This is a genomic window from Ruegeria sp. HKCCD6428 (assembly GCF_013110595.1).
In the GTDB taxonomy this organism is placed as follows: domain Bacteria; phylum Pseudomonadota; class Alphaproteobacteria; order Rhodobacterales; family Rhodobacteraceae; genus Ruegeria.
Genome location: NZ_WVQX01000001.1, coordinates 1 through 25,617, shown reverse-complemented (window position 1 = coordinate 25,617; position 25,617 = coordinate 1). Strand labels below are relative to the sequence as shown.

Below are 25,617 nucleotides of genomic sequence, written 5' to 3'. Positions count from 1 at the left end.
GTTATTTCCCCTCAACCGTAAAGGACCCCGAGGCCGTGGCCACCGGCAGGTCTTTGTCATGGTCCATAGCCGTGGCTCGTACAAACGCCACGTTCCGCGTGATGTGATAGCAGACGGCATGCGCTGTCACCGTCTGACCCGGTGTCGCTGCGCGCATGTAGTCAATGCGCAGATCGATCGTGGCTGTCCCGCCGGGGGCCGAGGGGTGGCTCATCACAGCAGCACCGCAGCATGTGTCCAGAATTGTGGAAATCGCCCCACCGTGAATCACCCCTGTGCGCGGATCCCCGATCAGATCCTCATTGTAGGGCAAAGTGATCTCTGCCTCGCCCTCACCGATCTGCGTGAGCTTGAGGTTCAATGCCCGCGCATGGGGGATCGCCTCGATAAACTGGCGGGCTAAAACTGTCTTGTCGACCATTGGTTTGCGTCCTGTTCTCTGCCCGTCCTTTATGAGCCGCTGTTTCCGCAAAGGGCAAGCCCACCTGTTGCGCTTGGGATCGGGACCGCCTAGGTTGCTGACAAGGAGATCGGGAATGTCCAACAACCGTTTGTCATTCAAAGAGATGTGCGCCGAGTTCGACGTGACCCCGCGCACTCTGCGCTATTACGAATACATCGAACTTTTGCAACCGGACCGTGAAGGTCGGTCCCGGTTTTACGGCCCGCGCGAATGCGCGCGGATGAAGCTGATCATGCGCGGCCGCAAGTTCGGATTTCCCCTGGAAGAGATCCGCCAATGGCTTTTGATCTACGAAGATCAGGGCAATGAGGCGCAAATGGCCACCTTCGTCGAGATGGCGGATCGCCAGATGAACGAGCTTCAGCAGCAGCGCCAGCAACTGGACGAAGCCATGGACGAACTCAAGCGTCTGCGCGACCAGACGGCCAAGTCCTTGGGATAGCCGCCCCCAATCCGAAAATTCGAATTGATCACCCTGAATCTGCGCAAACAGATGCGCGGTGTTTCCTCAATTGCGCCAGATTTGGCGGGAAATTCCGCATGACGCAACGGAAAGAAAATTGCGTCAGACCGTGCTTACGTGGCCGGATGTTACGTCAACTTTGAAATGACGCAGCGTCTGGATTACGTAAACGTCACTCTCGTGTTGTAAAGCGCGTACCAACTGCGCAACTCATATCTCATGACGCCAGTGACGAGAGTATGACGAATGACCGAAGATGTGATGACCATCCGTGAGATGTGCGAGACCTATGATGTCACGCCACGCACCTTGCGGTTCTATGAGGCCAAGGAACTTCTGTTCCCGATCCGTGAAGGCCAGAAACGTCTGTTCACCAAGCGTGATCGGGCGCGGCTCAAACTGATCCTGCGCGGCAAACGATTTGGGTTCAGCCTGGAAGAAATTCGACAACTGCTGGATTTGTACCATGTCGGCGACCAGCAGGTCACACAGATGACCCGGACCTATGAAATCGCGTGCGAGCGTCTGGAGGACATGGAAGCGCGCCGCGAAGAGCTGACGCAGGCCATAGACGATCTGAAAGAGCAGTTGCGCTGGGGCGAGAAAGTCATCGCCTCGATGAAACAGGAAAAGAAGGCAGCCGAGTAACCTCGACCTGTCATCCGGACATATGAATTAAGGGAGCTTCACATGCCCGTTTACAACGCGCCAACCAAAGACATGCAGTTCATCCTGCACGACGTGCTGAATGTCTCAAAGTCGGACATACCCGGCTATAACGAACTGGAAGCCGAGTTTACCGGCGCGGTTCTGGAAGAAGCCGGCAAGGTTGCCACAAATGTTCTGCATCCGCTGAACGTTGTCGGCGACACCGAAGGATGCCGGTTGGAAAACGGTATTGTCTACACCCCGACCGGGTTCAAGGAAGCCTTCGAGCAGATGAAGGAAGGCGGCTGGACTGGCCTCGACATGCCGGAAGAGTATGGCGGCCAAAACATGCCCTATGTGCTTGGCACTGCTGTGGGTGAGATGTTCTCGGGCTCAAACCAGGCTTTCACCATGTACCAGGGCCTGACGCACGGCGCGGCCTCGGCGATTCTGGCGCACGGAACGGACGAGCAGAAGAACAAGTACCTGCCCAAAATGGTCAGCTGTGAATGGACCGGTACCATGAACCTGACTGAACCGCATTGCGGCACCGATCTGGGCCTGATGCGCACCAAAGCGGAACCGCAGGGCGACGGCAGCTATAAAATCTCGGGCCAGAAGATCTTTATCTCGGCTGGCGATCACGACATGGCCGACAACATCATCCACCTGGTGCTGGCCAAAATCCCCGGCGGACCCGAAGGCATCAAGGGCGTTTCGCTGTTCATCGTGCCCAAGTTCATCGTGAACGAGGACGGTTCGCTGGGCGAACGCAACGGCGTCTCGGTCGGCAAGATCGAAGAAAAGATGGGCATCCACGGCAACTCGACCTGCGTCATGAACTATGACGAGGCCACCGGCTGGCTGCTGGGCGAAGAGCACAAAGGTATGCGTGCGATGTTCACCATGATGAACGAAGCGCGTCTGGGTGTGGGCATGCAAGGCCTGTCGCAGGCCGAAGCGGCGTATCAGAACGCTCTGGAATACGCCAAAGACCGCCTGCAGGGCCGCGATGTAACCGGTGTAAAGAACCCCGATGGCCCGGCTGATCCGCTGATCGTTCACCCTGACATCCGTCGCAATCTGATGGATCAGAAAAGCTTCACCGAAGGCGCACGCGCGTTCATCCTTTGGGGCGCGACCATGATCGATAAAGCGCACCGATCGGGTGACAAGGACGCGGACGGGCTGATCTCGCTTCTGACCCCGGTCATCAAGGGCTTCCTGACGGATGAAGGTTACGACATGACCGTTCAGGCGCAGCAAGTCTATGGCGGGCACGGCTACATCGAGGAATGGGGCATGTCGCAATATACCCGCGATGCCCGGATCGCCATGATCTATGAAGGCGCCAACGGCGTACAGGCGTTGGACCTTGTTGGCCGCAAACTGGCGCAGGACGGCGGCAAGCACGTCATGGCCTTCTTCGACATGGTCAAAACCTTCTGCAAGGAAAACTCAGGCCAGAACGAGGCGTATGACAAAGCCTTCATCGAACCGCTGAAGGCTGCGTCCAAGGATCTGCAGGCGGCTGGTATGTATTTCATGCAGGAAGGCATGAAAAATCCGAACAACGCGCTGTCCGGTTCCTACGATTTCATGCACATGTTCGGTCATGTCTGCCTGGGCCTGATGTGGGCGCGTATGGCCAAGGCCGCACAAGAAGCGCTGGACAGTGGCACGTCGGACAAAGAGTTCTACGAGACCAAGATCAACACCGGGCGCTTCTACATGGCCCGCCGTCTGCCCGCCACGGCGTTGCATCTGTCGCGCATTCAAACCGGCGCAGATACGGTCATGGCGCTGGAAGCTGCAAACTTCTGATCTTTCTCCGGTTCCGGGGTCCCGCCTCGGAGCCGGTTTACGGAGGAGATACAATGCCAAAACGATTTCGCCTGACCCGCCGATTCCCGGTCGCCATGACCGAGGACGGCTATCGAAAGCTCAGGGCTTTTGCCCGTGAGGCAGGATTAGATGAAGGCGAAGCGCTGTCTTTTCTGTTCGAAAATTTCAACAGCGTAATCAACGAGGACAACCTGATCCATCGCCTGCGCATCTTTAATTCCGAACTGGAGGCCCGGAAAAAGTGAATGCCAGCGACGATTTTTTACGAAACCGCTAACTTGAATGCCGGATGCCTCCGGCGGGAGTATTTATGAAAAGATGAAGCTGCGACGCGTCCCTGCCACCGGGCGCACTCGCCATCAGGACAGGGACGACTTCACCTTTTGCGGTCATCGGCTCTCCAGCCTGTACCGCAGGACCATTGAATAGGAAGATGGTTGATCAAAGGTTACCGACTGGCCTTCATCTTTTCAAAAATACTCAAATCCGGCTTAGCCACGTGCGCCACGGGAGGGGCGATTGCATGACCATTAAACTGCACTGCTTCGGAGAAAGCGGCAATTCCTACAAGGCCGCTCTGGCGTTGGAAGTGTCTGGCCTCGATTGGGAACCGGTCTTTGTCGATTTCTTCAACGGCGTCACCCGAAGCCCCGAGTTCCGTTCGGAAATCAACGTGATGGGCGAAGCGCCCTTCATGGTCGATGGTGATTTTCAAACCTCCCAATCCGGTGCCATTCAGGCCTACGTGACTGAAAAATCCGGCAAGTTCGGCGGCAAAACGCGGGAAGAGAACTATGACATCCTGCGCTGGGTGCTGTGGGACAATCACAAGCTCAGCTCGATGGCGGGCCTGACCCGGTTCCTGATCAACTTTCTGCCCGAACAGCACCGCGACCCGGATGTGATCGCCTTCAACCAGGGCCGCCTGAAGGCCGCCTACCAGGTGCTGAACGCGCATTTGGAAGGCCGCGACTGGATCGTCGGCGACGGCGTGACCAACGCCGATCTCAGCTGCTGCGGCTATCTGTATTACCCTGAACCATTCGGCTTTGACCGCGCCGACTGGCCCCATATCGACGCCTGGCTGACTCGCCTGTCCGAACAGCCCGGCTGGAAACACCCATATGACCTGATGCCCGGCAACCCGTCGGATCGAGCTTGAGGAGAAGACCCATGACCGAAGCTTATATTTATGACGCCCTGCGCACCCCGCGCGGCAAGGGCCGCAAGGATGGCAGCCTGCACGAGGTGACCTCGGTACGTCTGTCCGCCCTGACCCTGAACGCGATGAAGGAACGCAACAACCTGGAAGGCCACGCCGTCGAGGACGTGATCTGGGGCAACGTCACGCAGGTGATGGAGCAAGGCGGCTGTCTGGCACGTTCGGCGGTTCTGGCCTCGGATCTGGACCAGTCGATCCCCGGCCTGGCGATCAACCGCTTCTGCGCGAGCGGGATGGAAGCCGTGAACCTGGCCGCAAACCAGGTCAAGGGCGGCGCGGGCGACGCTTACATCGCAGGTGGCGTCGAGATGATGGGCCGTGTTCCCATGGGCAGCGACGGGGCGGCGATTGCCGTTGACCCCTCTCTGGCGATGGAGACCTACTTTGTGCCACAGGGCATCTCGGCCGACATCATTGCCACGGAATACGGGTTCAGCCGCGATGACGCTGACGCTCTGGCAGTTGAATCGCAAAAGCGCGCGGCGGAAGCCTGGGCGGAAAACCGGTTCGAAAAGTCGATCATCACGGTCAAAGACCAGAACGGCCTGCCCATTCTGGACCGCGACGAGTACATGCGCCCGGGCACCGACATGCAAAGCCTTGGCGCCCTGAACCCGTCCTTCCAGATGATGGGCGAGCAGATGCCCGGTTTCGACAAGGTGGCGATGCTGAAATACCCACATCTTGAGCGGATCAATCACATCCACCATGCGGGCAACAGCTCGGGCATCGTGGATGGGGCTGCGGCCGTGCTGATCGGCAACAAGGAATTTGGTGAAAAATACGGCCTGAAACCCCGCGCCCGCATCAAGGCCACCGCCAAGATCGGTACCGACCCGACCATCATGCTGACCGGCCCGGTTCCTGTGACCGAGAAGATCCTGGCCGACAACGGCATGAAGATCAGCGATCTGGACCTGTTCGAAGTCAACGAAGCCTTTGCTTCGGTCGTGCTGCGGTTCCAGCAGGCCTTTGACGTCGATCCGGCGCTGGTCAACGTCAACGGCGGATCGATCGCGATGGGTCACCCGCTGGGCGCAACCGGTGCGATCATCATCGGCACCTTGCTGGATGAACTGGAGCGTCAGGACAAGGAAACCGGTCTGGCCACGCTTTGCATTGCGTCCGGCATGGGTGCGGCAACGATTATCGAGCGGGTCTGATGCCCAAGCTGGATCTCTCTCAGATCCCGTTCAAGGGGGGCTCGTCCTATCCGGGCAAGCTGGCCGAGGCGACCGCTGGTCGTTTCGTGCAGCGCGTCGGGCATGCGGGCGGGCTGACCCAGTACGGGGTCAACATCGTGCGGCTGGAGCCTCAGGGCCTCTCGTCGCTGCGCCACTACCATATGGAGCAGGACGAGTTTGCCATCATGCTCAGCGGCAAATGCGTGCTGATTGATGACGATGGTGAGCATGAGATGCTGCCTGGTGACTGCGCCGCTTGGCCCGCTGGTGAGGCCAATGGCCACCACCTTGTGAACAAGACCGATGCGCCCGCGACCTTTCTGGTAGTGGGCACACGGACCCCGACCGAGACCGGCTATTACAGCGACATAGACATGATGGTGAAGGATGATGAAAACGGATTCTCTTTCACCCGGAAAGACGGCAGCCCGCTGACGGCTGACCAGATTGGAGATGACAATGACTGATTTCACTCTGACCAAAGACGCGGACGGCGTCGCCTTTGTGACCTGGGACGCCCAGGGAAAATCCATGAACGTGCTGACCCGCGAGGCTTTTCAAGAAGTCAGCCAACTGATTGATCAGGCCCTGAGCGACGACGCGATCAAAGGTATTGTCATTACCTCGGGCAAGGAAGGCTCCTTTGCCGGCGGAATGGACCTGAACACATTGGCCACTATCCGTCAGGAAGCGGGGGACGAACCTGCGCAGGCGTTGTTTGATTTCGTCATGGGCGGACATCACATCCTGCGCAAGCTGGAATTGGCGGGCATGGACCCCAAGACCAAGAAAGGTGGCAAGCCCATCGCCTGTGCGATCAACGGAACCTGCGCCGGGATCGGGACCGAGATCGCACTGGCCTGCCATCACCGCGTCATGACAAGCAATCCAAAGTCCAAGATCGGGCTGCCCGAAATCCTGCTGGGCATCTTCCCCGGCGGCGGCGGCACCATCCGTTACAGCCGCATGGTGGGCGCCATGGCGGCGGCCCCGGTGCTGCTTGAAGGCAAGATGATGGACCCGGCCAAGGCCAAGGGCGCGCAGTTGATCGACGCAGTTGCCGACGATCCGGTCGCTGCGGCCAAGGAATGGGTTCTGAATGCCAAGGACGCCGACCTGGTGAAACCGTGGGACGCGAAGGGCTACAAGATGCCCGGTGGTGCGCCCTACCACCCTGCCGGTTTCATGACCTTCGTGGGCGCGAGCGCCATGGTTCATGGGAAAACGCAAGGCGCCTTCCCCGCGGCCAAAGCCCTTCTGAGCGCGATCTATGAAGGCGCGCTGGTCGACTTTGACACCGCTTTGAAAATTGAAGCCCGCTGGTTCACCAACGTTCTTATGAACCCGTCCTCGTCGGCGATGATCCGGTCACTGTTCCTCAACAAGGAAGCGCTTGAAAAAGGCGCGGTCCGTCCGAAAGGTGTGCCCGATCAGCGTGTCAAGAAGATCGGCGTTCTGGGCGCTGGCATGATGGGGGCCGGTATCGCGCTGGTTTCGGCCCAATCTGGCATGGAAGTCGTTCTGGTCGACCGCGATCAGGAGGCGGCCGACAAAGGCAAAGCTTATACCGAAACCTATCTGGACAAGGGTATCAAGCGCGGCAAGGTCACGGCCGAAAAGAAAGAGGCCATGCTGGCCCGCATCACGGCGACACCGGATCTGGACCATCTGAAAGGGTGTGACTTGATCATCGAAGCCGTGTTTGAAGACATGGGCGTAAAGGCCGAGATGACCAAAAAGGTCGAAGCGATCATCCCCGAGGACTGCATCTTTGCCTCGAACACCTCGACCCTGCCGATCACCGATCTGGCCAAGGCAAGCGTGCGTCCCGACCAATTCATCGGCATCCACTTCTTCTCACCGGTCGAGAAGATGTTGCTGGTCGAGATCATCAAGGGCAAGGAAACCGGTGATCGCGCCGTTGCCAAGGCGCTCGACTACGTGCGCCAGATCCGCAAGACGCCGATCGTGGTCAACGATGCGCGCTTCTTCTACGCCAATCGCTGCATCATTCCGTACATCAACGAAGGCGCACGGATGATCACCGAAGGCGTGAGCCCCGTGCTGATCGACAACGCCGCACGTCAGTTGGGCTTTCCGGTTGGTCCGATCCAGCTGACCGATGAAACCTCGATTGATCTGGGCGCCAAGATCGCCCGTGCGACCAAGGCAGCCATGGGCAATGCCTATCCGGAAAGCCCCTCGGACGATCTGATCTTCTGGATGGAAGAACAGGGCCGCCTGGGCCGCAAGGCAAACGCCGGCTTCTTCGACTATGACGAAAAAGGCAAGCGCGTCGAATACTGGAAGGGTCTTCAGGAGAAGTATCCGCTTGCCAAAGACCAGCCCGACCTGATCGAGGTACAGGAGCGCTTGATGTTCGCTCAGGTTCTGGAAGCGGTTCGGGCGCTGGAAGAAGGTGTGCTGGAAGACATCCGTGAAGGCGACGTGGGCGCCATTCTGGGCTGGGGCTTTGCGCCGTGGTCCGGTGGTCCGCTCAGCTGGCTCGACATAATCGGTACGCCCTACGCAGCCGAAAGATGTGATCAGCTGGCCGAGAAGTATGGCGAACGCTTTGCCTGCCCGCCGCTGCTGCGTGAGATGGCAGAAAAGGGTCAAACCTTCTACGGGCGTTTCAACCCCGAAGCAAAGGCTGCCTGAATCAGTGACGCAGGCGCGTGAAATCACGCGCCTGCATCGTTTTTGTCAGTGTTTGGTTAGATCTGCCATTCGGGCCGCAGAAACAGCACCGGCGCGTTTGGACGCCCCGGTCGACCCGGCCGCCTGACCCCAGAGGGCGGACGGATCGGAAATATCGGTTCCTGCGGAATGGGTGCAGGCAGGGCACCCAATGGGTTGGCAAGGGCTGACATATCTCCCCTGCTTGCAATCAGGTTGACCAGCTTTGTGCCGGTCTCTTCATCGGCGACATCGTAACCAGCCCCGCTGACCCTGCCGCGCATGTTGAACAGGCCGGAAGGGCAGTAAGCTTGCAGGCCGCCCTCGACAAAAATCACCTGATCTTCGTCGAAAAACAGGGAACAGACCTCAAACGACGATCCCGGTGCCTGCGACATAAACCGACCCACGCCATTCAGCAGTCTTGCGGATACGACGGAACATCCGCTGACATCGGCATCAATCTGCGACAGGTTCAGAGCAATGCCCTGTTCGGGCATCAGCCAAACGGGGCGCCCGTTATACGCGGCGCGTGCCGGTACGAAAACCGGCAAATACTCGGAACGGCGCTCTTCGGCAGGAATGACCACGACGCTGGTCGAGATGCGGCGCACCTCTTTGAACCCGTGATCCAGAGTTCGGACAAGATCGCCGACTGCAATGCGCTCAACCGGTTTCCACCCGCTTGTTGTCGCAACCTTCGTGCCGTTCAAAAAACCACCACGGCGCGCGTTCACCGCGTGGTTCAAACCGGATGGATCAGTATCGGACGATTGATCAAGATAAACAGAAATACTCGTAACTTCAGACACGTGCCTAACCCCCTTTGGCACAAACTCACTATGCAAAACAGCTAACATCAAAAACCGGGGCTGTCTTATTTCGGACATATTTATGCCCAATTTGGGCCGTCTCAGCGCGTTCCCAGGGCGATTTGGTAAACACTCACAAGGCTTGAACAGGCTTTTGTGCAATTTTCGAAACGGTCAGCATGCATGGAACTTACGAATCCATCTGCACCTGATCCGTTGAAATGAACCTGCTTATTGAGGTTTCAGCGTGCAAAATCCGTTGGCAATGCGCTGTTGTATGTGTCAGGCAAGTTCCTGCTGGGTGGATGACCGCCTGGCCCGCCAGCCCAGCAAAACCCCTGCCGTCGCGATCAGGACAATCCCGGACACCTGCATCAAATCGAGGGTCTGACCCAGTGCGACGAATGCAAAGAGCGGCCCGAAGATCATCACCGAATACTCGAACACGGCCACGTAAGAGGTCTCGCCTACCTGATAGGCTTTGATGAGCATGAAGACCGCAATCGTCGACCCGACGGCCTGAACAACAATCCATGGCAGCGCGGGCCCCACTTCCCAGACCCAACCCCGTGTAACAAAGCCATCCGGCCCGTCCAGAGTGGCAACGGGTGCAACCGTGAACAAGGCGGCGCCCACGGCCCCTGACAGCCCAAGGGTAATGACCATGGCTGCCAGCATCGCAACCGTGCTTTCACGCGCGCAATATGTCCGCGTCATGATCGAACTCAAGGCATAGAAAAAACCTGCGGCAATTGGAAAAACCGAACGCATGTCAAATTCGACCGGGTTGGGTTGCAAAACCAGAAGGGTGCCCGAAAAACCGACCAGCACAGCCAGAATGCGCCACGGCCCGATCTTTTGCCCAAGCGCAAAGGACGAAATCAGCAGCACGAAAATCGGCGAGGTGAACAACCCTGCCAGGGCTTGCGCAATCGGCATCATCGACAGCGACGCAAAATAGAAAAACATGGCCGTCGTAATCAGAAGACTGCGTAAGATGACCGCCCCCCACCGTTGCGGCCTCAGCCCGCCCAGCCCCAAAAGGGACAGCCCGACAATCAGCGGCAGCATCAGCAATGCCCGCATGAAATGGAATTGCCACAGCCCGACCGTCTCGGCCAGCAGGATCACAACATTGTCGATCACGCCGATAATTGCCATTGCTGCTACCATAAGGGCTGAAGCCAGCACCGGAGAGGTGGTCGTGTCTGCCTGCATGTTCGCGCCCTTGTTGCGATCAAAGATCGGCGATCTTTTTCCTGACGGGTATCCAGCACAAATCGGAATACCTGCGCAACAGGTTTGCGCACGGCGTTTTCACCATGCTAAGCTGCGGCAAAACAATTTCGAGCAGACCCCAACCAGATGACGGCCCTGAAACAGTACCAGCGGATCGAAGCCACCGGTCTGTGGCGCCCTTCGCCCGATGAACAGCGGCGCGAAGTCGTGGTATCGATTGGCGAGGCGACCCTAACCATTTCCGATTTCAATGACAGGGCTTTGACGCATTGGTCTTTGGCGGCGCTTGAACGGCAGAACCCCGGTGCCTTTCCGGCTGTTTTTTGCCCCGACGGTGATCCGGATGAGACACTGGAACTGGGAGAATCCGAAACCACGATGCTTGAAGCGATCGATCGGCTGCAACGTGCCATCGAACGTTCGCGCCCCCATCCCGGCCGTTTGCGCTGGATGAGCGTCGGCGGCGTCGCGGCTGCGGTTCTGGCCGTATTGTTGTTTTGGCTGCCCGGTGCGTTGCAAAACCATGTTGTCTCGGTCGTGCCCGAAATCAAACGACAGGAAATCGGAGACACGATCCTGCGTCGGATCGAGCGCGTCTCGGGACCGGCCTGTTCTTCCGTGGATGCGCAGGCTTCACTGGATCGCTTGGCCAGTCGTACGGGCGTACGGCAGATCGTTATACTGCCCGCCGGCGTTCAGGACAGCCTCAGCTTGCCGGGTGGCACCGTTCTGTTGAACCGGGCGCTGGTTGAAGACCACGAAGACCCTGCTGTCGCAGCAGGCTATGTTGTTGCAGAGCGCGCGCGGGCGGCGCTCAACGACCCGCTGGATGATCTGCTGGACAGAACCGGGGCGGCCTCGGCCTTTCGGCTGTTGACGACCGGGGAACTGACACCTGAGATCATCGACACCTATACCGAACAGGTCCTCTCGCAGCCCCGACCTTCCCTTCCGGACGAAGACTTGCTGGCGATGTTCTCGCAAAGCGCCCTGCCTTCCACCCCTTACGCCTATGCTCAGGATATTACCGGAGAGTCAGTATTGGGCCTGATCGAGGCTGATCCCATGGCCGGCCGGACACTGGAACAGGTGTTGCCGGACCGTGATTGGGTCCGGCTGCAAAACATATGCGGTGAATAAGCCGGTTTACTTGGTTCCAAACATCCGGTCGCCCGCATCGCCCAGACCCGGCATGATATAGCCTTTCGAGTTCAGCTCGCGGTCCAGTGCAGCGGTGACGATGTGCACATCCGGGTGCGCCTCTTTCATACGCGCCACACCTTCCGGCGCGGCCAACAGGCACAGAAAGCGGATATCCGTCGCCCCCGCCTCTTTCAGCAGGTCAATCGCCGCAGCCGAGCTGTTGCCGGTGGCCAGCATCGGATCCACCGCGATAACCAAACGGTCTTTCAGGCTCTCGGGTGCCTTGAAGTAATACTGCACGGGCTTAAGCGTTTCTTCGTCGCGATACAGACCGACAAAGCCGACACGCGCAGAAGGAACAAGCTCCAGCACCCCGTCCAGCATCCCGTTTCCAGCACGCAGGATCGACACCAGCGCCATTTTCTTGCCCGCCAGAATGGGTGCATCCATTTCTTCCATCGGTGTTTCGATATGGCGCGTGGTCAACGGAATTTCGCGCGTGACCTCATAGGCCAGCAGCAGCGTTATTTCGCGCAGCAACTGCCGGAACACGGCGGTCGAGGTGCCCTTGTCCCGCATGAGCGTCAGTTTGTGTTGCACCAGAGGGTGATCGACGATGGTCAGATGTTCGCTCATGTTTTCTCCAGTCTCTTCTTGACCCGTGCACGGGTAGCGTCATCGCAAAAGGCCGCTTCCAGGGCGGTTTCGTTCAGGGCCGCAAAATCTTCGGCCTCCCAGCCGAAAGCTGCGTTCAGCATTTCATATTCCCGCCGCATGGTCGTGTGAAAAAATGGCGGGTCATCCGTTGAGACGGTGACTTTCACGCCCGCATCACGCAAGGCCGCGATTGGATGTGTCGCAAAATCCGGGAAAAGCCCCAGAACCACATTCGATCCCGGACAGACCTCCAGAGTGATGTCCCGGTCGACCAGTTCGCGAACAAGGTCCGGATCCTCAATGGCGCGAACACCGTGCCCGATGCGCTCGACCCCCAGATCACGGACGGCATCGCGCACGCTTTCCGGACCTCCGAACTCGCCGGCATGTGTCGTCAGCCGCAGGCCGGCCTCGCGCGCGCAATCGAACGCCCATTTGAAATCGCCCTGAGTGCCAACGGATTCGTTTCCACCCATGCCAAAACCGGTGATCCATTCACCCGCAGTCTCTGCCGCGCAATAGGCGCTGCGCTTGGCTTGATCGGGGCCGAAATGGCGCACACAGGTAATGACGCCGCGCAGGGTGATGTCAAACTTGCGCTCGGCCTCGTCCGCCGCGTCCTGAATGGCGTTCAGATAGTCCCGCCAGGCGTGCAGGTCGCCGCCGCCACAAAAATCAGGGCTCAGAAAAGTCTCAGAATAGACGACACCGTTTTCGGCGCTTTCTTCGAGAATGGCCAATGTCAGCCGCCGAAAGTCTTCGGGCGTCTTCAGGACTTCGCAAGCAGCTTCATACACATTCAGGAAATGCGCGAAATCGCGGAAATCATAGGATCCGTCCGGCTTGAAGATACCGCTCAGGTCCACCCGTTTTTCATGCGCAAGCTGACGTATGAATGCCGGTGGCGCGGCGCCTTCGTGATGCAGGTGCAGTTCTATTTTCGGCAGATCGGCGACGCTCATAGAAAGTTCCTTCCCGGCCCTTGCGCCGGAATGTTCAGGTGATGGGCGATGCTGGCGGCAATATCGGCAAAATCTACCTGGCCGATCTGCCCCGTGCCCGACCCGGAAATCAGAACCGGCACTTGTTCACGTGTGTGATCTGTCCCGGTCCAGCTGGGATCATTGCCATGATCGGCGGTCAACACCAACAAGTCGCCGGGGCGCAGCCTGGCCAGAATCTTGCCGATCTCGTGATCGAACCATTCCAACGCTCGGGCATAGCCGCTGATATCGCGGCGGTGGCCGTAAAGACTGTCGAATTCAACAAAGTTGGCAAAAGTCAGGCTGCCCTGTTCGGCGTCATCCACCAGATCTGAAAGGTGCCGCATGAGTTCAGCGTCCGACCCTTTGCGCAGCGTGTCGATACCCTGCATGGAAAAGATGTCGCCGATCTTGCCCACCGCGTGCACCTTCCGCCCGGCATCCTGCACCCAATTGGTCAGAACCGGTGCGGGCGGCAGAATGGCGAAATCCTTGCGGTTGGCAGTCCGTTCAAATCCCGCCTCTGGCGAGCCGACAAAGGGGCGCGCAATGACACGGCCCACTTTCATCTCGTGCAAGCGCGGTGCAAGTGCGCGGCACATGTCCAGCAAACGGTCCAGTCCGAAACTCTCCTCATGGGCTGCGATCTGAAACACACTGTCAGCTGAGGTGTAGCAAATCGGCCAGCCGGTTCGCATATGCTCGGCACCCAGTTCGGCGATGATCGCCGTGCCCGAGGCATGGCAATCGCCAAGGATGCCTTCGGTCCCGGCGGCCTGGGCCGCTGCGCGGCTCAGGTCCGCAGGAAAAGCCGGAACCGTATCCGGGAAATAGTGCCAATCCCACGGCACCGGCAGACCTGCCAGTTCCCAGTGGCCCGAGGGCGTGTCTTTGCCGGGCGAATGCTCGCGCGCGCAGCCCCACAGCCCATTGGGTTTCGCGTTCAATCCGGGGGTTGCGTCCCCAGACGCCAGTCGCGCAGCCGCACCCAAACCCAGCGCGTCGAGGTTCGGCAGGTTCAAGGGGCCCGAGCGCCCGTCTTCGGCCCGCCCTTCGGCACAGGCTTGCGCGATATGGGCCAGCGTATTTGCCCCACTATCCGGGACGTCGCCATTGAAAAAACGATCGGCATCAGGCGCACCGCCTATTCCAACGGAGTCCATGACGACGAGAAATGCACGGCTCATACGCTGATCCTTTCGTGGATCAGATCCGGAAGCGTCGGAGCCCTATCGCTGATCTCAATCGCGCTCAGCACGGTTTCTGCGGCTCTGCGCGCGGCATCTTCCCGAGCAGTATGGATCACTGCAATCGGCGCTCCCTTTGACACGCGATCCCCAAGCCGAAGAATACTGGATATCCCGACGGCGGGGTCGATCTCATCACTTTCGACCTGACGGCCACCGCCCAGCGCAACCACGGCAAGACCCAGAGCTTCACCATCGACCGCCGAGATGAAGCCGTCCTGCGGGGCCGGAACCTCTTGGATGACATTCGCCTCAGGCAGGAACCGGGCCCAGGTATCGACAAACTGAACCGGGCCACCGACCGCTGCCATCATGCGCCCGAACCGTTCGGCAGCGCGGCCGTTACGGATGATTTCAAAGATCTTCTCACGCCCTTCCTCAACCGTTCCGCACATTCCTGCGTCGGTCAGCAGGACACCCCCCAACTCGGCGGAAATGTCTGCCAAAGGGGACGCATTCGACGTGGTCAGCACCTTCATCACTTCCGCGATTTCCAAGGCATTGCCCAACGCCGGGGCCAATGGTTGGTTCATATCCGTGATCACCGCCGACGTGCGGCATCCTGCTGCGTTTGCGGTCTGGGTCAATGCGGTGGCCAATTTGCGGGCATCTTCCATCGTTTTCATGAAAGCACCGCTGCCGGTTTTGATATCCAGAACCAGCGCGTCCGGGCTGGCGGCCAGTTTCTTAGACAGGATCGACGCTGTGATCAGATCCAAGCTCTCGACCGTCGCGGTCACATCCCGCACCGCGTAAAGGCGCTTGTCTGCCGGCGCGATCTGGCCGGTCGCCCCGACGATGGCCGCGCCGGTATCGCGTAAAATCTGCGCAAGACGGTCCTGCCCAATCTGAGTGCTGACCCCCGGTATCGCCTCTAACTTGTCCAGCGTTCCGCCGGTATGCCCAAGACCCCGGCCCGAGATCATTGGGACATACGCCCCACATTCCGCCAACGCCGGAGCAAGAACCAGACTGACGCTGTCCCCGACCCCTCCGGTCGAGTGCTTGTCGATCACCGGCCCGTCCACGTCCCAGGTCAGAACGTCACCGCTGTCGCGCATCGCAATCGTCAAATCCGCACGCCCCTGAGGGCCCAATCCGCCCATGCAGACAGCCATGGCGAATGCCCCGGCCTGCGCGTCGCTGACGCTTCCGTCCGCAAGCCCCTGCGCAAACCAGATCAGCTCCTCGCGCCCGGGCACTTCCTGCCTGCGCAGTTTTGCTATGATCGAACGGGCATCCATGCGTTCAGACATCCTCCATATGTGACGCGTCGAATGCGCCCGGCAACAAATCCCCGATGGTTGTCTCGAATTCAGCGCCGTCCACGGTTGCAAGGGTAACCTTCACATCGCGCTTGCCAAACTCGGCCAGTTTCTGGCGACACCCACCGCAAGGCGGCACAGGCTGAGGGCTGGAGGCGACCACATAGACCTCGGTCAGTTCCTGCTCTCCTGCGGCGACCATCGCGGCGATTGCGCCGGCCTCGGCACAAGTGCCTTCGGGATAGGCCACGTTTTCAACGTTGCACCCGGAAAAGATCTGACCCGTCGAAGCCCGAAGCGCTGCGCCAACCTTGAAATTCGAATAAGGCGCATAGGCGTTTTCGCGGACTGACAAGGCAGCGTCTTTGAGCGACATGGCGATTCCCCGTTTTTTGATCATCTGGTCAGAAATTTGGATCGTTACGTAAAAAGGCCGAGGAATTGAAGCCCCCAGCCAATGTTTTTCCGTCAGCCCAGTGTTGTCGTGAACGTACCGGGCAAGGTGACTTCCAGCAACTCGATGTTGTCCGAGGGCGAGGACAAGCGCGTGCGCATCCCGGGCGGGATGACAAAAGCGTCTCCTTGCTCCAGCCGGCAGGGCTCGCGCCCCTCGCCTTCCAGCGTGACCGCCCCGTTCATCACGAAGGTAAAGTGAATGTCCGTATCGTGACTGGCCCATTCGGTATCGCCCTGCCCCTTGCGGACGACCTGGACGCCAGCGACCCCTTTGGTGTTCTCGGCAATCGTCGTATCGCGGCAGATGTAACCCGGAAGACGGAATGGCACCCATTCAGCGCCCTTGGCCTGGTTGAAGACAAAGCGTTGTCCCTGCCATTCACGGTCCGGGCGAAAATGCGGCGTGGGAAGCTGCATGTCATGGTCGATTTCCGTGACATGTTCCGCTGGCACACCTATCTCGATGACTTGAACATTGTCTGACGCCTCGAGCACGCGATGACGAATTTCCGGCGGCTGGATAAAGCAATCCCCTGCGGTCAGGCGCATTTTTTCTCCCTGATCCTCGTAAACGACATCCACCCAGCCATGAATGCAGAATATCAGCTGGAACCCAACTTTGTGAAAATGCACCATATCGGGCACCGGACCCCCGTCCGGGATGCGGATATGGCTGGCGATGATCGATCCGCCCAGACGATCCGGCACCAGATCGCGATAGTGCATCCCCGCCCGACCGATGATCCATGGCGCCTGATCCTTGAGCCTGCGCACCACGAAGGAATGAACCGTTTCAGGCATCACCAGCGGCGGGTTACGCTCTTCGATTTCGATCCGGGTCCCATTCGGCGCGACAAGAACGCGTTGGCCATCTGCAAAGCTTTCCGGGTCATCTGTCAGGATGCGCAATGTTCCCGGACCTTCGGGCGCGTCTTTTTCAATCCGCAGCCGCAGACCGTGCCCTGAAAACACTGCGACGCGCGGATCGTCCGCGGGATAGATCATGTCCATCTGCATCCCCAACATCTTGGTATAAAAGGGGATGTCGTTTCGAATTTCCTGGGTAGGCAAACGAAATTCAGCTTGGGTCCGGGAAGGCTCGGATGTCTTTGTCATGAGATGTCTCGTCAGAACTCGATTTTGACCATCCGATCAGAACAGAGGCCAAAATGCCAATCGAAAAGAACATCTCGAGCGTTTCTTCCATCACGAAAAGCCGCGCCTTCATAACTGACGACAAAGCTTCGCCGTGCAGCCCGGTGAATTCTTCAAGAAGCTGAGCGATGACGGCAAGACAGCCGGCCGCAATGAACACGATCATAAAAGGCGCGCGCCGCTTGACAGCACGCCATCCCGTCGGGATCCCATGCCACATGACACCGCCCAGGACAACGCAGGCCAGCAAGACCCTGACCAGAGTGACGTCCAGCACCGAATCCAGCCCGTCAAGGATCATGAACGGCAAGCTGCCTTCAGGATAAACGCCTGCTTCCAGCTCTCGCTCGGCCAACAACAGTAATGTCAGCCCGATATACAGCCGGGTGACACCCGGATATCGCCACAAAGCGGCCACACCCGCTGCAAACAAACACGCCGCGGAAATTGTTTCAAACAACCCGCCTTCCTGATTGAAAACCAGTGCCTGTTCTGGCCAGATGCCAACAGCACCAAGAAGCACAACACCTGACAGCACCGCAAACGAAAGGGTTAGCCGCACAACTCCGGTATCCGCCACAGAACCGGAGAACAGGCCATCGACCTGATCATTTGCCTTGAAAGTCATTACTGCTTCGTCTTGCCTGAGTGTTTGTTCGTTTCGCAAAGTTGCCTAGATGTAAAAAAAATATGTCAAAATTCAACCCATTTCGGGTGTGCGACTGCGCCACGTCGGCAAAATTACGCAACGTAGCCAAGCTTGGACGAATAGTTTAATGTTAAATCAAATTCTAAGAGGGAACTGAAACTTCAATGTCTGACACCCCCAGCCTGCGACAGGCCGCGCTTGACTATCACGCCCATCCGAAACCCGGAAAACTTGAGATCAAGGCCACGAAACCGATGGCCAACGGTCGCGATCTGGCGCGCGCCTATTCGCCCGGCGTGGCCGAGGCCAGCCTTGAAATCAAAGCCGACGCCGCAAACGCGGAAAAGTACACGGCGCGCGGCAACCTTGTCGCCGTGGTGTCCAACGGCACCGCGGTTCTTGGTCTGGGCAATATCGGGGCGCTGGCCTCGAAACCGGTGATGGAGGGCAAAGCCGTCCTGTTCAAGAAATTCGCTGGCATTGACTGTTTTGATATCGAAGTAGACCAGCCTGATCCGGAAAAGCTGGCGGATATCGTCTGCGCGCTGGAACCGACATTCGGGGCCATCAACCTGGAAGACATCAAGGCACCGGATTGTTTCATTGTCGAAAAGCTGTGCCGCGAGCGCATGAACATTCCCGTTTTTCACGACGATCAGCACGGAACCGCCATTGTCGTCGGGGCCGCGGCCAAGAACGCTTTGCATGTGGCGGGGAAATCCTTTGCGGACATCAAAGTCGTATCAACCGGCGGCGGGGCTGCTGGGATTGCCTGTTTGAACATGCTGGTGAAACTGGGCGTGAAACAGGAAAACATCTGGCTGTGCGATATTCACGGGCTCGTCTACGAGGGGCGCGCCGAGGATATGAACCCGCACAAGTCGCAGTTTGCGCAGAAAACGGAATTGCGGACTCTGGATGATGTCATCGGCGATGCGGATCTGTTTCTGGGCCTTAGTGGCCCGAATGTCCTGAAGCCTGAAATGGTTCAGAAAATGGCCGATCGTCCGATCATCTTCGCACTGGCCAACCCAACGCCAGAAATTCTGCCTCAGGCCGCGCGTGAGGTTGCACCGGACGCGATCATCGCCACGGGGCGCAGCGATTTTCCCAATCAGGTCAACAACGTATTGTGCTTTCCGTTTATCTTCCGGGGTGCTCTGGATGTGGGCGCGACCGAGATCAATGACGCAATGCAGATCGCCTGCGTTGACGGCATTGCGGAAATGGCCCGCGCGACGACAAGCGCCGAGGCGGCAGCCGCCTACAAGGGCGAGCAACTTACCTTTGGGCCGGATTACCTGATTCCGAAACCTTTTGATCCGCGTTTGGTGGGTGTCGTCTCATCTTCCGTTGCCAAGGCAGCCATGGAAAGCGGCGTCGCTAAGCGCCCCATTAAAGATCTTGAGGCCTATAAGGAAAAACTCAACCAGTCTGTTTTCAAGTCGGCGCTTTTGATGCGCCCCGTATTCGAGGCCGCAGCCGTCGCATCCCGTCGCATCGTATTTGCCGAAGGCGAAGATGAAAGGGTGCTGCGGGCTGCACAGGCTATTCTTGAGGAAACGACGGAAACGCCGATCCTGATCGGACGTCCCGAAGTCATCGAATCCCGATGCGAAAAACTGGGCCTGACCATTCGCCCGGGCACAGACTGCCAGATCGTGAACCCGGAAAACGATCCGCGTTACTACGATTACTGGAGCTCGTATCATCAGATCATGCAGCGCCGAGGTGTGACACCGGATCTGGCCAAGGCGATCATGCGCACAAATACAACCGCCATCGGCGCGATCATGGTTCATCGGGGCGAGGCTGACAGCCTGATCTGCGGCACGTTCGGCGAATATCGCTGGCATCTGAACTATGTTGAACAGGTGCTTGACGATGGCAACCTGCGTCCGCACGGCGCGTTGTCGCTGATGATTTTGGAAGACGGCCCCCTATTCATAGCCGATACGCATGTCCGGCAATTGCCGACGCCCGAAGAACTGGCGGAATCCACCATTGGCGCCGCGCGGCATGTTCGCCGATTTGGGATCGAACCCAAGATCGCATTCTGTTCGCAATCACAATTCGGCAATCAGGCGGAAGGATCGGGAAAACGCCTGCGCGCTGCATTGGACATCTTGGACCAGAAACCGCGCGACTTTGTCTATGAAGGCGAAATGAACCTGGATGCGGCCCTTGATGCGGATCTTCGGGCGCGGATTTTTCCGGGATCTCGCCTACAGGGCGCGGCAAATGTGCTGATTTTTGCTCATGCGGATGCGGCCAGCGGCGTTCGCAATATCCTGAAAATGAAAGCGGACGGGATCGAAGTTGGCCCCATTCTGATGGGGATGGGCAACAAGGCGCACATCGTCACCCCGTCCATTACCGCACGCGGTTTGCTGAACATGGCTGCCATCGCGGGGACGCCGGTGGCGCATTACGGGTAAGCCGGCCGCCCGACGCCCAAAACCGCATCCCCCGCCGGGGTGCGGTTAACACAATTCTCACCTTTTGACTGCTTTATGTCGTTGCTTCTCCGTGGGAGCCATGGGGCACGCGGAAGAATGGCGAATTGGCTTTGCGCCGAGTCGCCTCGGACGTGATCTTTTGCATGGTCGGGTTTGCAAGTTTGCAAAATGGCCTCTTTGGCGCAGAAAATCCAATTCTGGAAAAGAAGTTTGCAAAAATTTGCAAGCTGTTGCGCGAATTACTGCAAATATTTTGCGATAAACTGACGCGTCGTCATTTGACGCGCTTGCCCGATAGTTTTCTGGGTCCTAACACAAAGACCAAGTCGTTGTGAGGAGGACGAGATGGCGTATCAGGACGTTTATGACAGTTGGAAGAAAAACCCCGAAGCGTTCTGGATGGACGCCGCCAAGGGGATCGATTGGGTCAAAGAACCCAGCAAAGCTCTGTTCGACGACAACGCGCCTTTGTATGAATGGTTCAGCGACGCACGGGTCAATACCTGCTGGAACGCCGTGGACCGCCACGTGGAAAACGGGCGCGGCGAGCAGACCGCCATCATCTATGACAGCCCGATCACTCATACCAAACGCGAGATTTCATATGTCGAGCTGCGCAACCGTGTGGCCAATCTGGCCGGCGCGCTGCGGGCGAAAGGTATCGAGAAAGGTGACCGCGTCATCATCTACATGCCAATGATCCCCGAGGCGCTTGAGGCGATGCTGGCCTGCGCTCGTCTGGGCGCTGTGCATTCCGTTGTGTTCGGCGGATTTGCCAGCAACGAACTGGCGGTCCGTATCGACGACGCCAAACCCAAAGCCGTCATTGCAGCGTCCTGCGGTTTGGAACCTGGCCGGGTCGTGCACTACAAGCCGCTTCTGGACGGCGCCATCGAACTTGCCGAGCACAAGCCGGATTTCTGCGTCATCTTTCAGCGCGAACAGGAAGTTGCGCAACTGATCGAAGGGCGCGACTACAACTGGCACGGGTTCCAGTACGGTGTCGAACCGGCGGAATGTGTTCCCGTCGACGGAAACGATCCGGCGTACATCCTGTACACTTCGGGCACCACGGGGGCGCCCAAGGGCGTCGTGCGCCCCACTGCCGGGCATCTGGTGGCGCTGAACTGGACCATGAAGAACATCTATGACGTTGATCCCGGTGATGTATTCTGGGCGGCATCTGATGTGGGTTGGGTCGTTGGACATTCCTATATCTGCTATGCACCCCTGATCCACGGCAACACGACGATTGTGTTCGAAGGCAAACCGGTCGGCACCCCTGATGCGGGAACCTTCTGGCGCGTAATCTCTGAACATAAGGTGAAAAGCTTCTTCACCGCCCCTACAGCGATCCGTGCCGTGAAACGAGAAGACCCCAAAGGCGAATTGATCGCCAAGTACGATCTGTCTCACCTACGGGCACTGTATCTTGCGGGGGAACGGGCTGATCCCGACACCATCATCTGGGCGCAGGATGCGCTGAAGGTTCCGGTGATCGACCATTGGTGGCAGACCGAAACCGGATGGGCCATCGCCGGAAATCCGCTGGGCATCGAAGAGCTTCCGATCAAGCTGGGTTCGCCCGCGAAACCGATGCCTGGCTATGACGTGCAAATTCTCGACGAAGGCGGCCACCCGATGAAAGCCGGCGAACTGGGGGCCATCGCGGTCAAACTGCCCTTGCCTCCGGGCACCCTGCCGACCTTGTGGAACGCCGAGGAACGGTTCAGGAAATCCTATCTTGAACATTTCCCCGGCTATTATGAAACCGGCGATGCCGGCATGATCGACGAGGACGGATATCTTTACATCATGGCCCGCACCGATGATGTCATCAACGTCGCGGGTCACCGTCTGTCGACCGGGGGGATGGAGGAAGTGCTTGCCGCTCACCCGGATGTGGCTGAATGCGCGGTGATCGGTGTATCGGATCAGCTAAAGGGTCAGATGCCCGTTGGGTTCCTGTGCCTGAATGCCGGCGCAAACCGGGATCATGGCGACGTGGTTCAGGAAGTCGTCAAGATGGTGCGGGAAAAGATCGGCCCGGTGGCGGCCTTCAAACTGGCCGTCGTCGTCGACAGGTTGCCCAAGACACGTTCCGGTAAAATCCTGCGGGGTACGATGGTGTCGATTGCAGACGGTCAGGATTACAAAATGCCTGCAACGATCGATGATCCAGCCATTCTTGACGAGATCAAGGAGGCCTTGCAGACAATCGGTTACGCCAAGTAACCCGGGGGGCGGCATTAGCCGCCCATTTTTTTGTCTTCTCTTGCAACCGGAAGCAGCCTCCCTACTGTCACGTTAAGACAGTGAGGACCCATGACACAGACCGATATCTGGCGTCTCAGCGCCACAGACCTGACCACCCTGACAAGACGCGGCGACCTGAGTGCGACCGAGGCAGTTCAGGCCTCGATCGAGCGAATGGATGAGGTCAACCCGCATTTGAATGCGGTTGTGGAAGACCTTCGCGAGCAGGCGTTGGAACGTGCCGAAGCGCTGGACAATGCGCGGGCTGGCGGCAAACCCACGGGTCCGCTGCATGGGGTGCCGGTCACGATCAAGGTGAATGTTGACCAAAAAGGCCACGCCACAACCAACGGTGTCGTCGCATTGAAGGATGTGATTGCACCGGATGACGCCCCGGTTGTGAGCAATCTGCTAAAGGCCGGGGCTGTTGTTGTCGGGCGGACCAACACGCCCGAGTTCTCTTTCCGCGCCGACACGGACAATCCGCTGTATGGCCGTACGCACAACCCCTGGGGGCGGCATATCTCACCCGGCGGCTCTTCCGGCGGGGCTGGCGCTGCGGTCATGGCCGGAATCGGCGCGCTGGCCCACGGCAACGATATCGGCGGCAGCCTGCGCTTTCCCGCGGCGGCCAACGGAGCCGTGACGGTGAAGCCCGGGCTGGGGCGTGTCCCGGCATGGAACCCAAGCCAGAAGGTCGAGCGCGGTTTGCTGGCGCAGTCGATGTCAGTTCAGGGCCTGATAACCCGGTCGGCCGCTGACCTGCATCTGTCCATGCCCAGCCTGATCGCCGCCGACGCGCGTGATCCGTTTCACGTGCCGATGGCCTGGCGTGGCCCTGCCCCCGACGCACCAGTCAAAGTGGCCTTTACCAAGAACGCATTCGGCTATGCCTTGCACCCCGAGGTCGAGAAAGCACTCGACACGGCACGGGACGCACTGACCGATGCGGGCTATATGGTGCAAGAGATTGACCCGCCTGACGTTTTTGAATGCGGTCGAATCGGTTATCGTACGCTGATGGGCGAAGTGCTGACGCTTATGAAATCAGATATCGAAGCCGCTGGTTCGAAAACGATTCAGAATATCTTTGCGGTGTATTTTCAGGAATTCCCGCCAATTGTCGAAACCGAGATGGTTCGGATGCTGGCCAAACGAAGCCACTATGCGCGCGAATGGTCCCTGTTTTTGCAGGATTACCCTTTGGTGCTGTCGCCTTTCCTGCCACAACCGTTCTTCAAACCCGACCGGGACACCGAAGGCGCTGAGGGTGTGCACGAGGTTTTGGGGTGCGCCGTATATTCTTATGCGATGAACTTTCTGGGCCTGCCTGCGGCATGTGTCCCGGCCCGGCTGGCTGAATTGCCTAAGGGCCCCCAGCCGATCAGTGTTCAGATTGCGGCACAGCGCTGGCGCGAAGATCTGGCGGTGGATGCGGCCGCGGCAATCGAGGCACGCGTGGGCCAAATGTGCCTGCCGCTTTGGGAGAAGTCAGAGTAGCAGGGCTGCTGCAAAAAATAGACCCCGGGACATTGTACCCGGGGCCCGACTGCTAAAATAAGCCCGGATTTCTGATGACGAGCGTAGCACCACCCACCCTCGCCAGCGCAAAATCTGCGCAATCATTCGAATACGCCGTTCAGGTGGCCACTCACTCCCACCTTGGCGTGTTCTCCGGGCAATTTCACATTAGCCAATTGCCAATAGATTCCCTGTGAACTGCTTCACACAGTTTCAAAAAATCCTCGCAGAGACGCAATTTTATGTGAATTGCTCGGAAATCAGTCGTTCTTCCAAACCGTGCCCGGGGTCGAAAAGAATGCGATGTGAAATCGTAGGCTCGGAACGGATTTCGACCCAATCAATGTCTGGGAAAGCTACCGAATCAGCGGCAACGATAACGGGTCGCTTGTCCGCATCCAGCACATCGAACCGTACCTTCGCGATTTTTGGCAGCAAGGCACCACGCCATCGGCGGGGGCGGAATGCGGCGATCGGCGTCAACGCGAGAACGTCCGAGCCAATCGGCAGAATAGGCCCGTGTGCCGAGTAGTTATACGCCGTGGACCCCGCCGCTGTGGACAGCAGCGCTCCATCGCATACAAGTTCATCCATTCGCTCGCGGCCATCAACGCTGATCTTAAGCCGCGCGGCCTGAGGGCCTGCCCGCAACAATGACACTTCGTTGATCGCCAACGCCTCGTGCAGCTTTCCGGACTGATCCATCGCCCGCATCGCCAGCGGATTGATGACCTCTTCCTCGGCATCCTCCAGGCGGGCCATCAGGTCGTCTTCGTGATACGCGTTCATCAGAAACCCGATTGTGCCACGGTTCATCCCGTATACCGGTGTATCAAGATGCTGCATGTTGTGCAGGGTATGCAACATGAAGCCATCACCCCCAAGAGCAACCACAACATCTGCATCGCGGGGCGCCACATTACCGTGTTTGGACACCAGAGCATCCCGGGCCGTTTGCGCCACTTTGACCTCACTGGCAAGAAAGGCGATTCTTTTTTTCATGTTTTCCGGTTTCCGGTGCTGCACATTTGGTTCCGAAACAAACATACCTTTCCCCGATAGGCCAGTCTTGACGCCGCAGCGGGCCAAATCGTCGCTTTAAGCCTTTTGCGAATGTGGCGTTTCCGATAGGAAATCCGCAAGATTTTTACCTAGCCATGTGGAGCGCCCATGAACGCCAATCTTCGTGATACCGGATTTTTCACCCAGTCCCTTGCTGATCGTGATCCCGAGCTTTTTGGCTCGATCACGTCGGAACTGGGTCGTCAGCG

The 25,617-nt window shown here is 58.4% G+C and carries 24 protein-coding genes; 13 read left to right on the top strand and 11 right to left on the bottom strand.

Annotated features, from left to right (window positions below; translation table 11 throughout):
• Position 1: 1 nt before the first annotated feature.
• Positions 2 to 421, bottom strand: a complete 420-nt coding sequence (locus GS620_RS00120; RefSeq protein WP_152457426.1) for a PaaI family thioesterase — start codon at positions 419 to 421, stop codon at positions 2 to 4.
• 115 nt (positions 422 to 536) lie between these two features.
• On the opposite strand from GS620_RS00120, the gene GS620_RS00115 reads away from it, so the two are divergent.
• From GS620_RS00115 to GS620_RS00080, 8 genes are all read left to right on the top strand, one after another.
• Positions 537 to 905 (top strand): MerR family DNA-binding transcriptional regulator, encoded by a 369-nt coding sequence (locus GS620_RS00115; protein WP_152457425.1) that lies wholly within the window; start codon positions 537 to 539, stop codon positions 903 to 905.
• 267 nt (positions 906 to 1,172) lie between these two features.
• Positions 1,173 to 1,574 carry a MerR family DNA-binding transcriptional regulator gene (locus GS620_RS00110; RefSeq protein ID WP_152457424.1) on the top strand — a complete coding sequence of 134 codons (402 nt, stop codon included), beginning with the start codon at positions 1,173 to 1,175 and terminating at the stop codon, positions 1,572 to 1,574.
• Between the two features lie 42 nt (positions 1,575 to 1,616).
• On the top strand, positions 1,617 to 3,398 hold the full coding sequence (locus GS620_RS00105) for an acyl-CoA dehydrogenase C-terminal domain-containing protein (RefSeq protein ID WP_171613467.1): 1,782 nt from the start codon (positions 1,617 to 1,619) through the stop codon (positions 3,396 to 3,398).
• A gap of 53 nt (positions 3,399 to 3,451) precedes the next feature.
• A complete protein-coding gene (locus GS620_RS00100) occupies positions 3,452 to 3,664 on the top strand; it encodes a hypothetical protein (RefSeq protein ID WP_171119424.1) in 213 nt (70 codons plus the stop codon).
• A 278-nt stretch (positions 3,665 to 3,942) separates the two neighbouring features.
• Positions 3,943 to 4,581 carry a glutathione S-transferase family protein gene (locus GS620_RS00095; RefSeq protein WP_171613465.1) on the top strand — a complete coding sequence of 213 codons (639 nt, stop codon included), beginning with the start codon at positions 3,943 to 3,945 and terminating at the stop codon, positions 4,579 to 4,581.
• A gap of 11 nt (positions 4,582 to 4,592) precedes the next feature.
• Positions 4,593 to 5,804 (top strand): acetyl-CoA C-acetyltransferase, encoded by a 1,212-nt coding sequence (locus tag GS620_RS00090; protein WP_152457420.1) that lies wholly within the window; start codon positions 4,593 to 4,595, stop codon positions 5,802 to 5,804.
• Positions 5,804 to 6,292 (top strand): cupin domain-containing protein, encoded by a 489-nt coding sequence (locus tag GS620_RS00085; protein ID WP_171170341.1) that lies wholly within the window; start codon positions 5,804 to 5,806, stop codon positions 6,290 to 6,292. Before GS620_RS00090 ends, GS620_RS00085 begins: the two co-directional genes overlap by 1 nt.
• A complete protein-coding gene (locus GS620_RS00080; RefSeq protein WP_171613463.1) occupies positions 6,285 to 8,486 on the top strand; it encodes a 3-hydroxyacyl-CoA dehydrogenase NAD-binding domain-containing protein in 2,202 nt (733 codons plus the stop codon). Before GS620_RS00085 ends, GS620_RS00080 begins: the two co-directional genes overlap by 8 nt.
• A 56-nt stretch (positions 8,487 to 8,542) precedes the next feature.
• Here the strand turns inward: GS620_RS00080 and GS620_RS00075 are convergent, their stop codons facing one another.
• Entirely contained in the window at positions 8,543 to 9,316 is a 774-nt protein-coding gene (locus GS620_RS00075; RefSeq protein ID WP_371809763.1) for a Hint domain-containing protein, read from the bottom strand.
• Positions 9,317 to 9,598: 282 nt separating this feature from the next.
• Positions 9,599 to 10,534, bottom strand: coding sequence for a DMT family transporter (locus GS620_RS00070; protein WP_171206632.1), 936 nt, complete (start codon positions 10,532 to 10,534; stop codon positions 9,599 to 9,601).
• Between the two features lie 147 nt (positions 10,535 to 10,681).
• Here GS620_RS00070 and GS620_RS00065 point away from each other — a divergent pair, with 147 nt between their 5' ends.
• Positions 10,682 to 11,695, top strand: coding sequence for a hypothetical protein (locus GS620_RS00065; RefSeq protein ID WP_171613461.1), 1,014 nt, complete (start codon positions 10,682 to 10,684; stop codon positions 11,693 to 11,695).
• A gap of 6 nt (positions 11,696 to 11,701) precedes the next feature.
• On the opposite strand, the gene upp is transcribed toward GS620_RS00065, so the two are convergent.
• The 7 genes from upp to GS620_RS00030 all read right to left on the bottom strand — a co-directional run bounded on the left by upp (position 11,702) and on the right by GS620_RS00030 (position 18,089).
• Positions 11,702 to 12,334, bottom strand: a complete 633-nt coding sequence (upp, locus tag GS620_RS00060) for a uracil phosphoribosyltransferase (RefSeq protein WP_152457415.1) — start codon at positions 12,332 to 12,334, stop codon at positions 11,702 to 11,704.
• Positions 12,331 to 13,317, bottom strand: coding sequence for an adenosine deaminase (locus GS620_RS00055; RefSeq protein WP_171613459.1), 987 nt, complete (start codon positions 13,315 to 13,317; stop codon positions 12,331 to 12,333). Before GS620_RS00055 ends, upp begins: the two co-directional genes overlap by 4 nt.
• Positions 13,314 to 14,525: a phosphopentomutase gene (locus tag GS620_RS00050; protein WP_171613458.1), complete on the bottom strand. Its 1,212-nt coding sequence runs from the start codon at positions 14,523 to 14,525 to the stop codon at positions 13,314 to 13,316. The genes GS620_RS00055 and GS620_RS00050 overlap by 4 nt, the downstream gene beginning before the upstream one ends.
• Positions 14,522 to 15,829, bottom strand: a complete 1,308-nt coding sequence (locus tag GS620_RS00045) for a thymidine phosphorylase (protein WP_171613456.1) — start codon at positions 15,827 to 15,829, stop codon at positions 14,522 to 14,524. The genes GS620_RS00050 and GS620_RS00045 overlap by 4 nt, the downstream gene beginning before the upstream one ends.
• Before the next feature lie 4 nt (positions 15,830 to 15,833).
• Positions 15,834 to 16,250 (bottom strand): cytidine deaminase, encoded by a 417-nt coding sequence (locus GS620_RS00040; RefSeq protein WP_171206635.1) that lies wholly within the window; start codon positions 16,248 to 16,250, stop codon positions 15,834 to 15,836.
• Between the two features lie 68 nt (positions 16,251 to 16,318).
• Positions 16,319 to 17,422, bottom strand: coding sequence for a cupin domain-containing protein (locus GS620_RS00035; RefSeq protein WP_171613454.1), 1,104 nt, complete (start codon positions 17,420 to 17,422; stop codon positions 16,319 to 16,321).
• Complete coding sequence (locus tag GS620_RS00030) at positions 17,385 to 18,089, bottom strand: hypothetical protein (RefSeq protein WP_171119413.1); 705 nt, start codon at positions 18,087 to 18,089, stop codon at positions 17,385 to 17,387. The genes GS620_RS00035 and GS620_RS00030 overlap by 38 nt, the downstream gene beginning before the upstream one ends.
• A gap of 185 nt (positions 18,090 to 18,274) precedes the next feature.
• On the opposite strand from GS620_RS00030, the gene GS620_RS00025 reads away from it, so the two are divergent.
• The 4 genes from GS620_RS00025 (at position 18,275) to GS620_RS00010 (ending at position 24,325) form a co-directional block, all read left to right on the top strand.
• Positions 18,275 to 20,548 (top strand): NADP-dependent malic enzyme, encoded by a 2,274-nt coding sequence (locus GS620_RS00025; protein WP_171329025.1) that lies wholly within the window; start codon positions 18,275 to 18,277, stop codon positions 20,546 to 20,548.
• A gap of 164 nt (positions 20,549 to 20,712) precedes the next feature.
• Positions 20,713 to 20,904 carry a hypothetical protein gene (locus GS620_RS00020; RefSeq protein WP_171613452.1) on the top strand — a complete coding sequence of 64 codons (192 nt, stop codon included), beginning with the start codon at positions 20,713 to 20,715 and terminating at the stop codon, positions 20,902 to 20,904.
• A 10-nt stretch (positions 20,905 to 20,914) separates the two neighbouring features.
• Positions 20,915 to 22,804 (top strand): propionate-CoA ligase PrpE, encoded by a 1,890-nt coding sequence (gene prpE, locus GS620_RS00015; protein ID WP_171613450.1) that lies wholly within the window; start codon positions 20,915 to 20,917, stop codon positions 22,802 to 22,804.
• A gap of 90 nt (positions 22,805 to 22,894) precedes the next feature.
• Entirely contained in the window at positions 22,895 to 24,325 is a 1,431-nt protein-coding gene (locus GS620_RS00010; RefSeq protein WP_171613448.1) for an amidase family protein, read from the top strand.
• A gap of 261 nt (positions 24,326 to 24,586) precedes the next feature.
• On the opposite strand, the gene GS620_RS00005 is transcribed toward GS620_RS00010, so the two are convergent.
• The gene (locus GS620_RS00005; RefSeq protein WP_253283451.1) at positions 24,587 to 25,348 is read right to left on the bottom strand and encodes an NAD kinase; all 762 of its coding nucleotides are present in this window, start codon (positions 25,346 to 25,348) and stop codon (positions 24,587 to 24,589) included.
• Between the last annotated feature and the right edge of the window lie 269 nt (positions 25,349 to 25,617).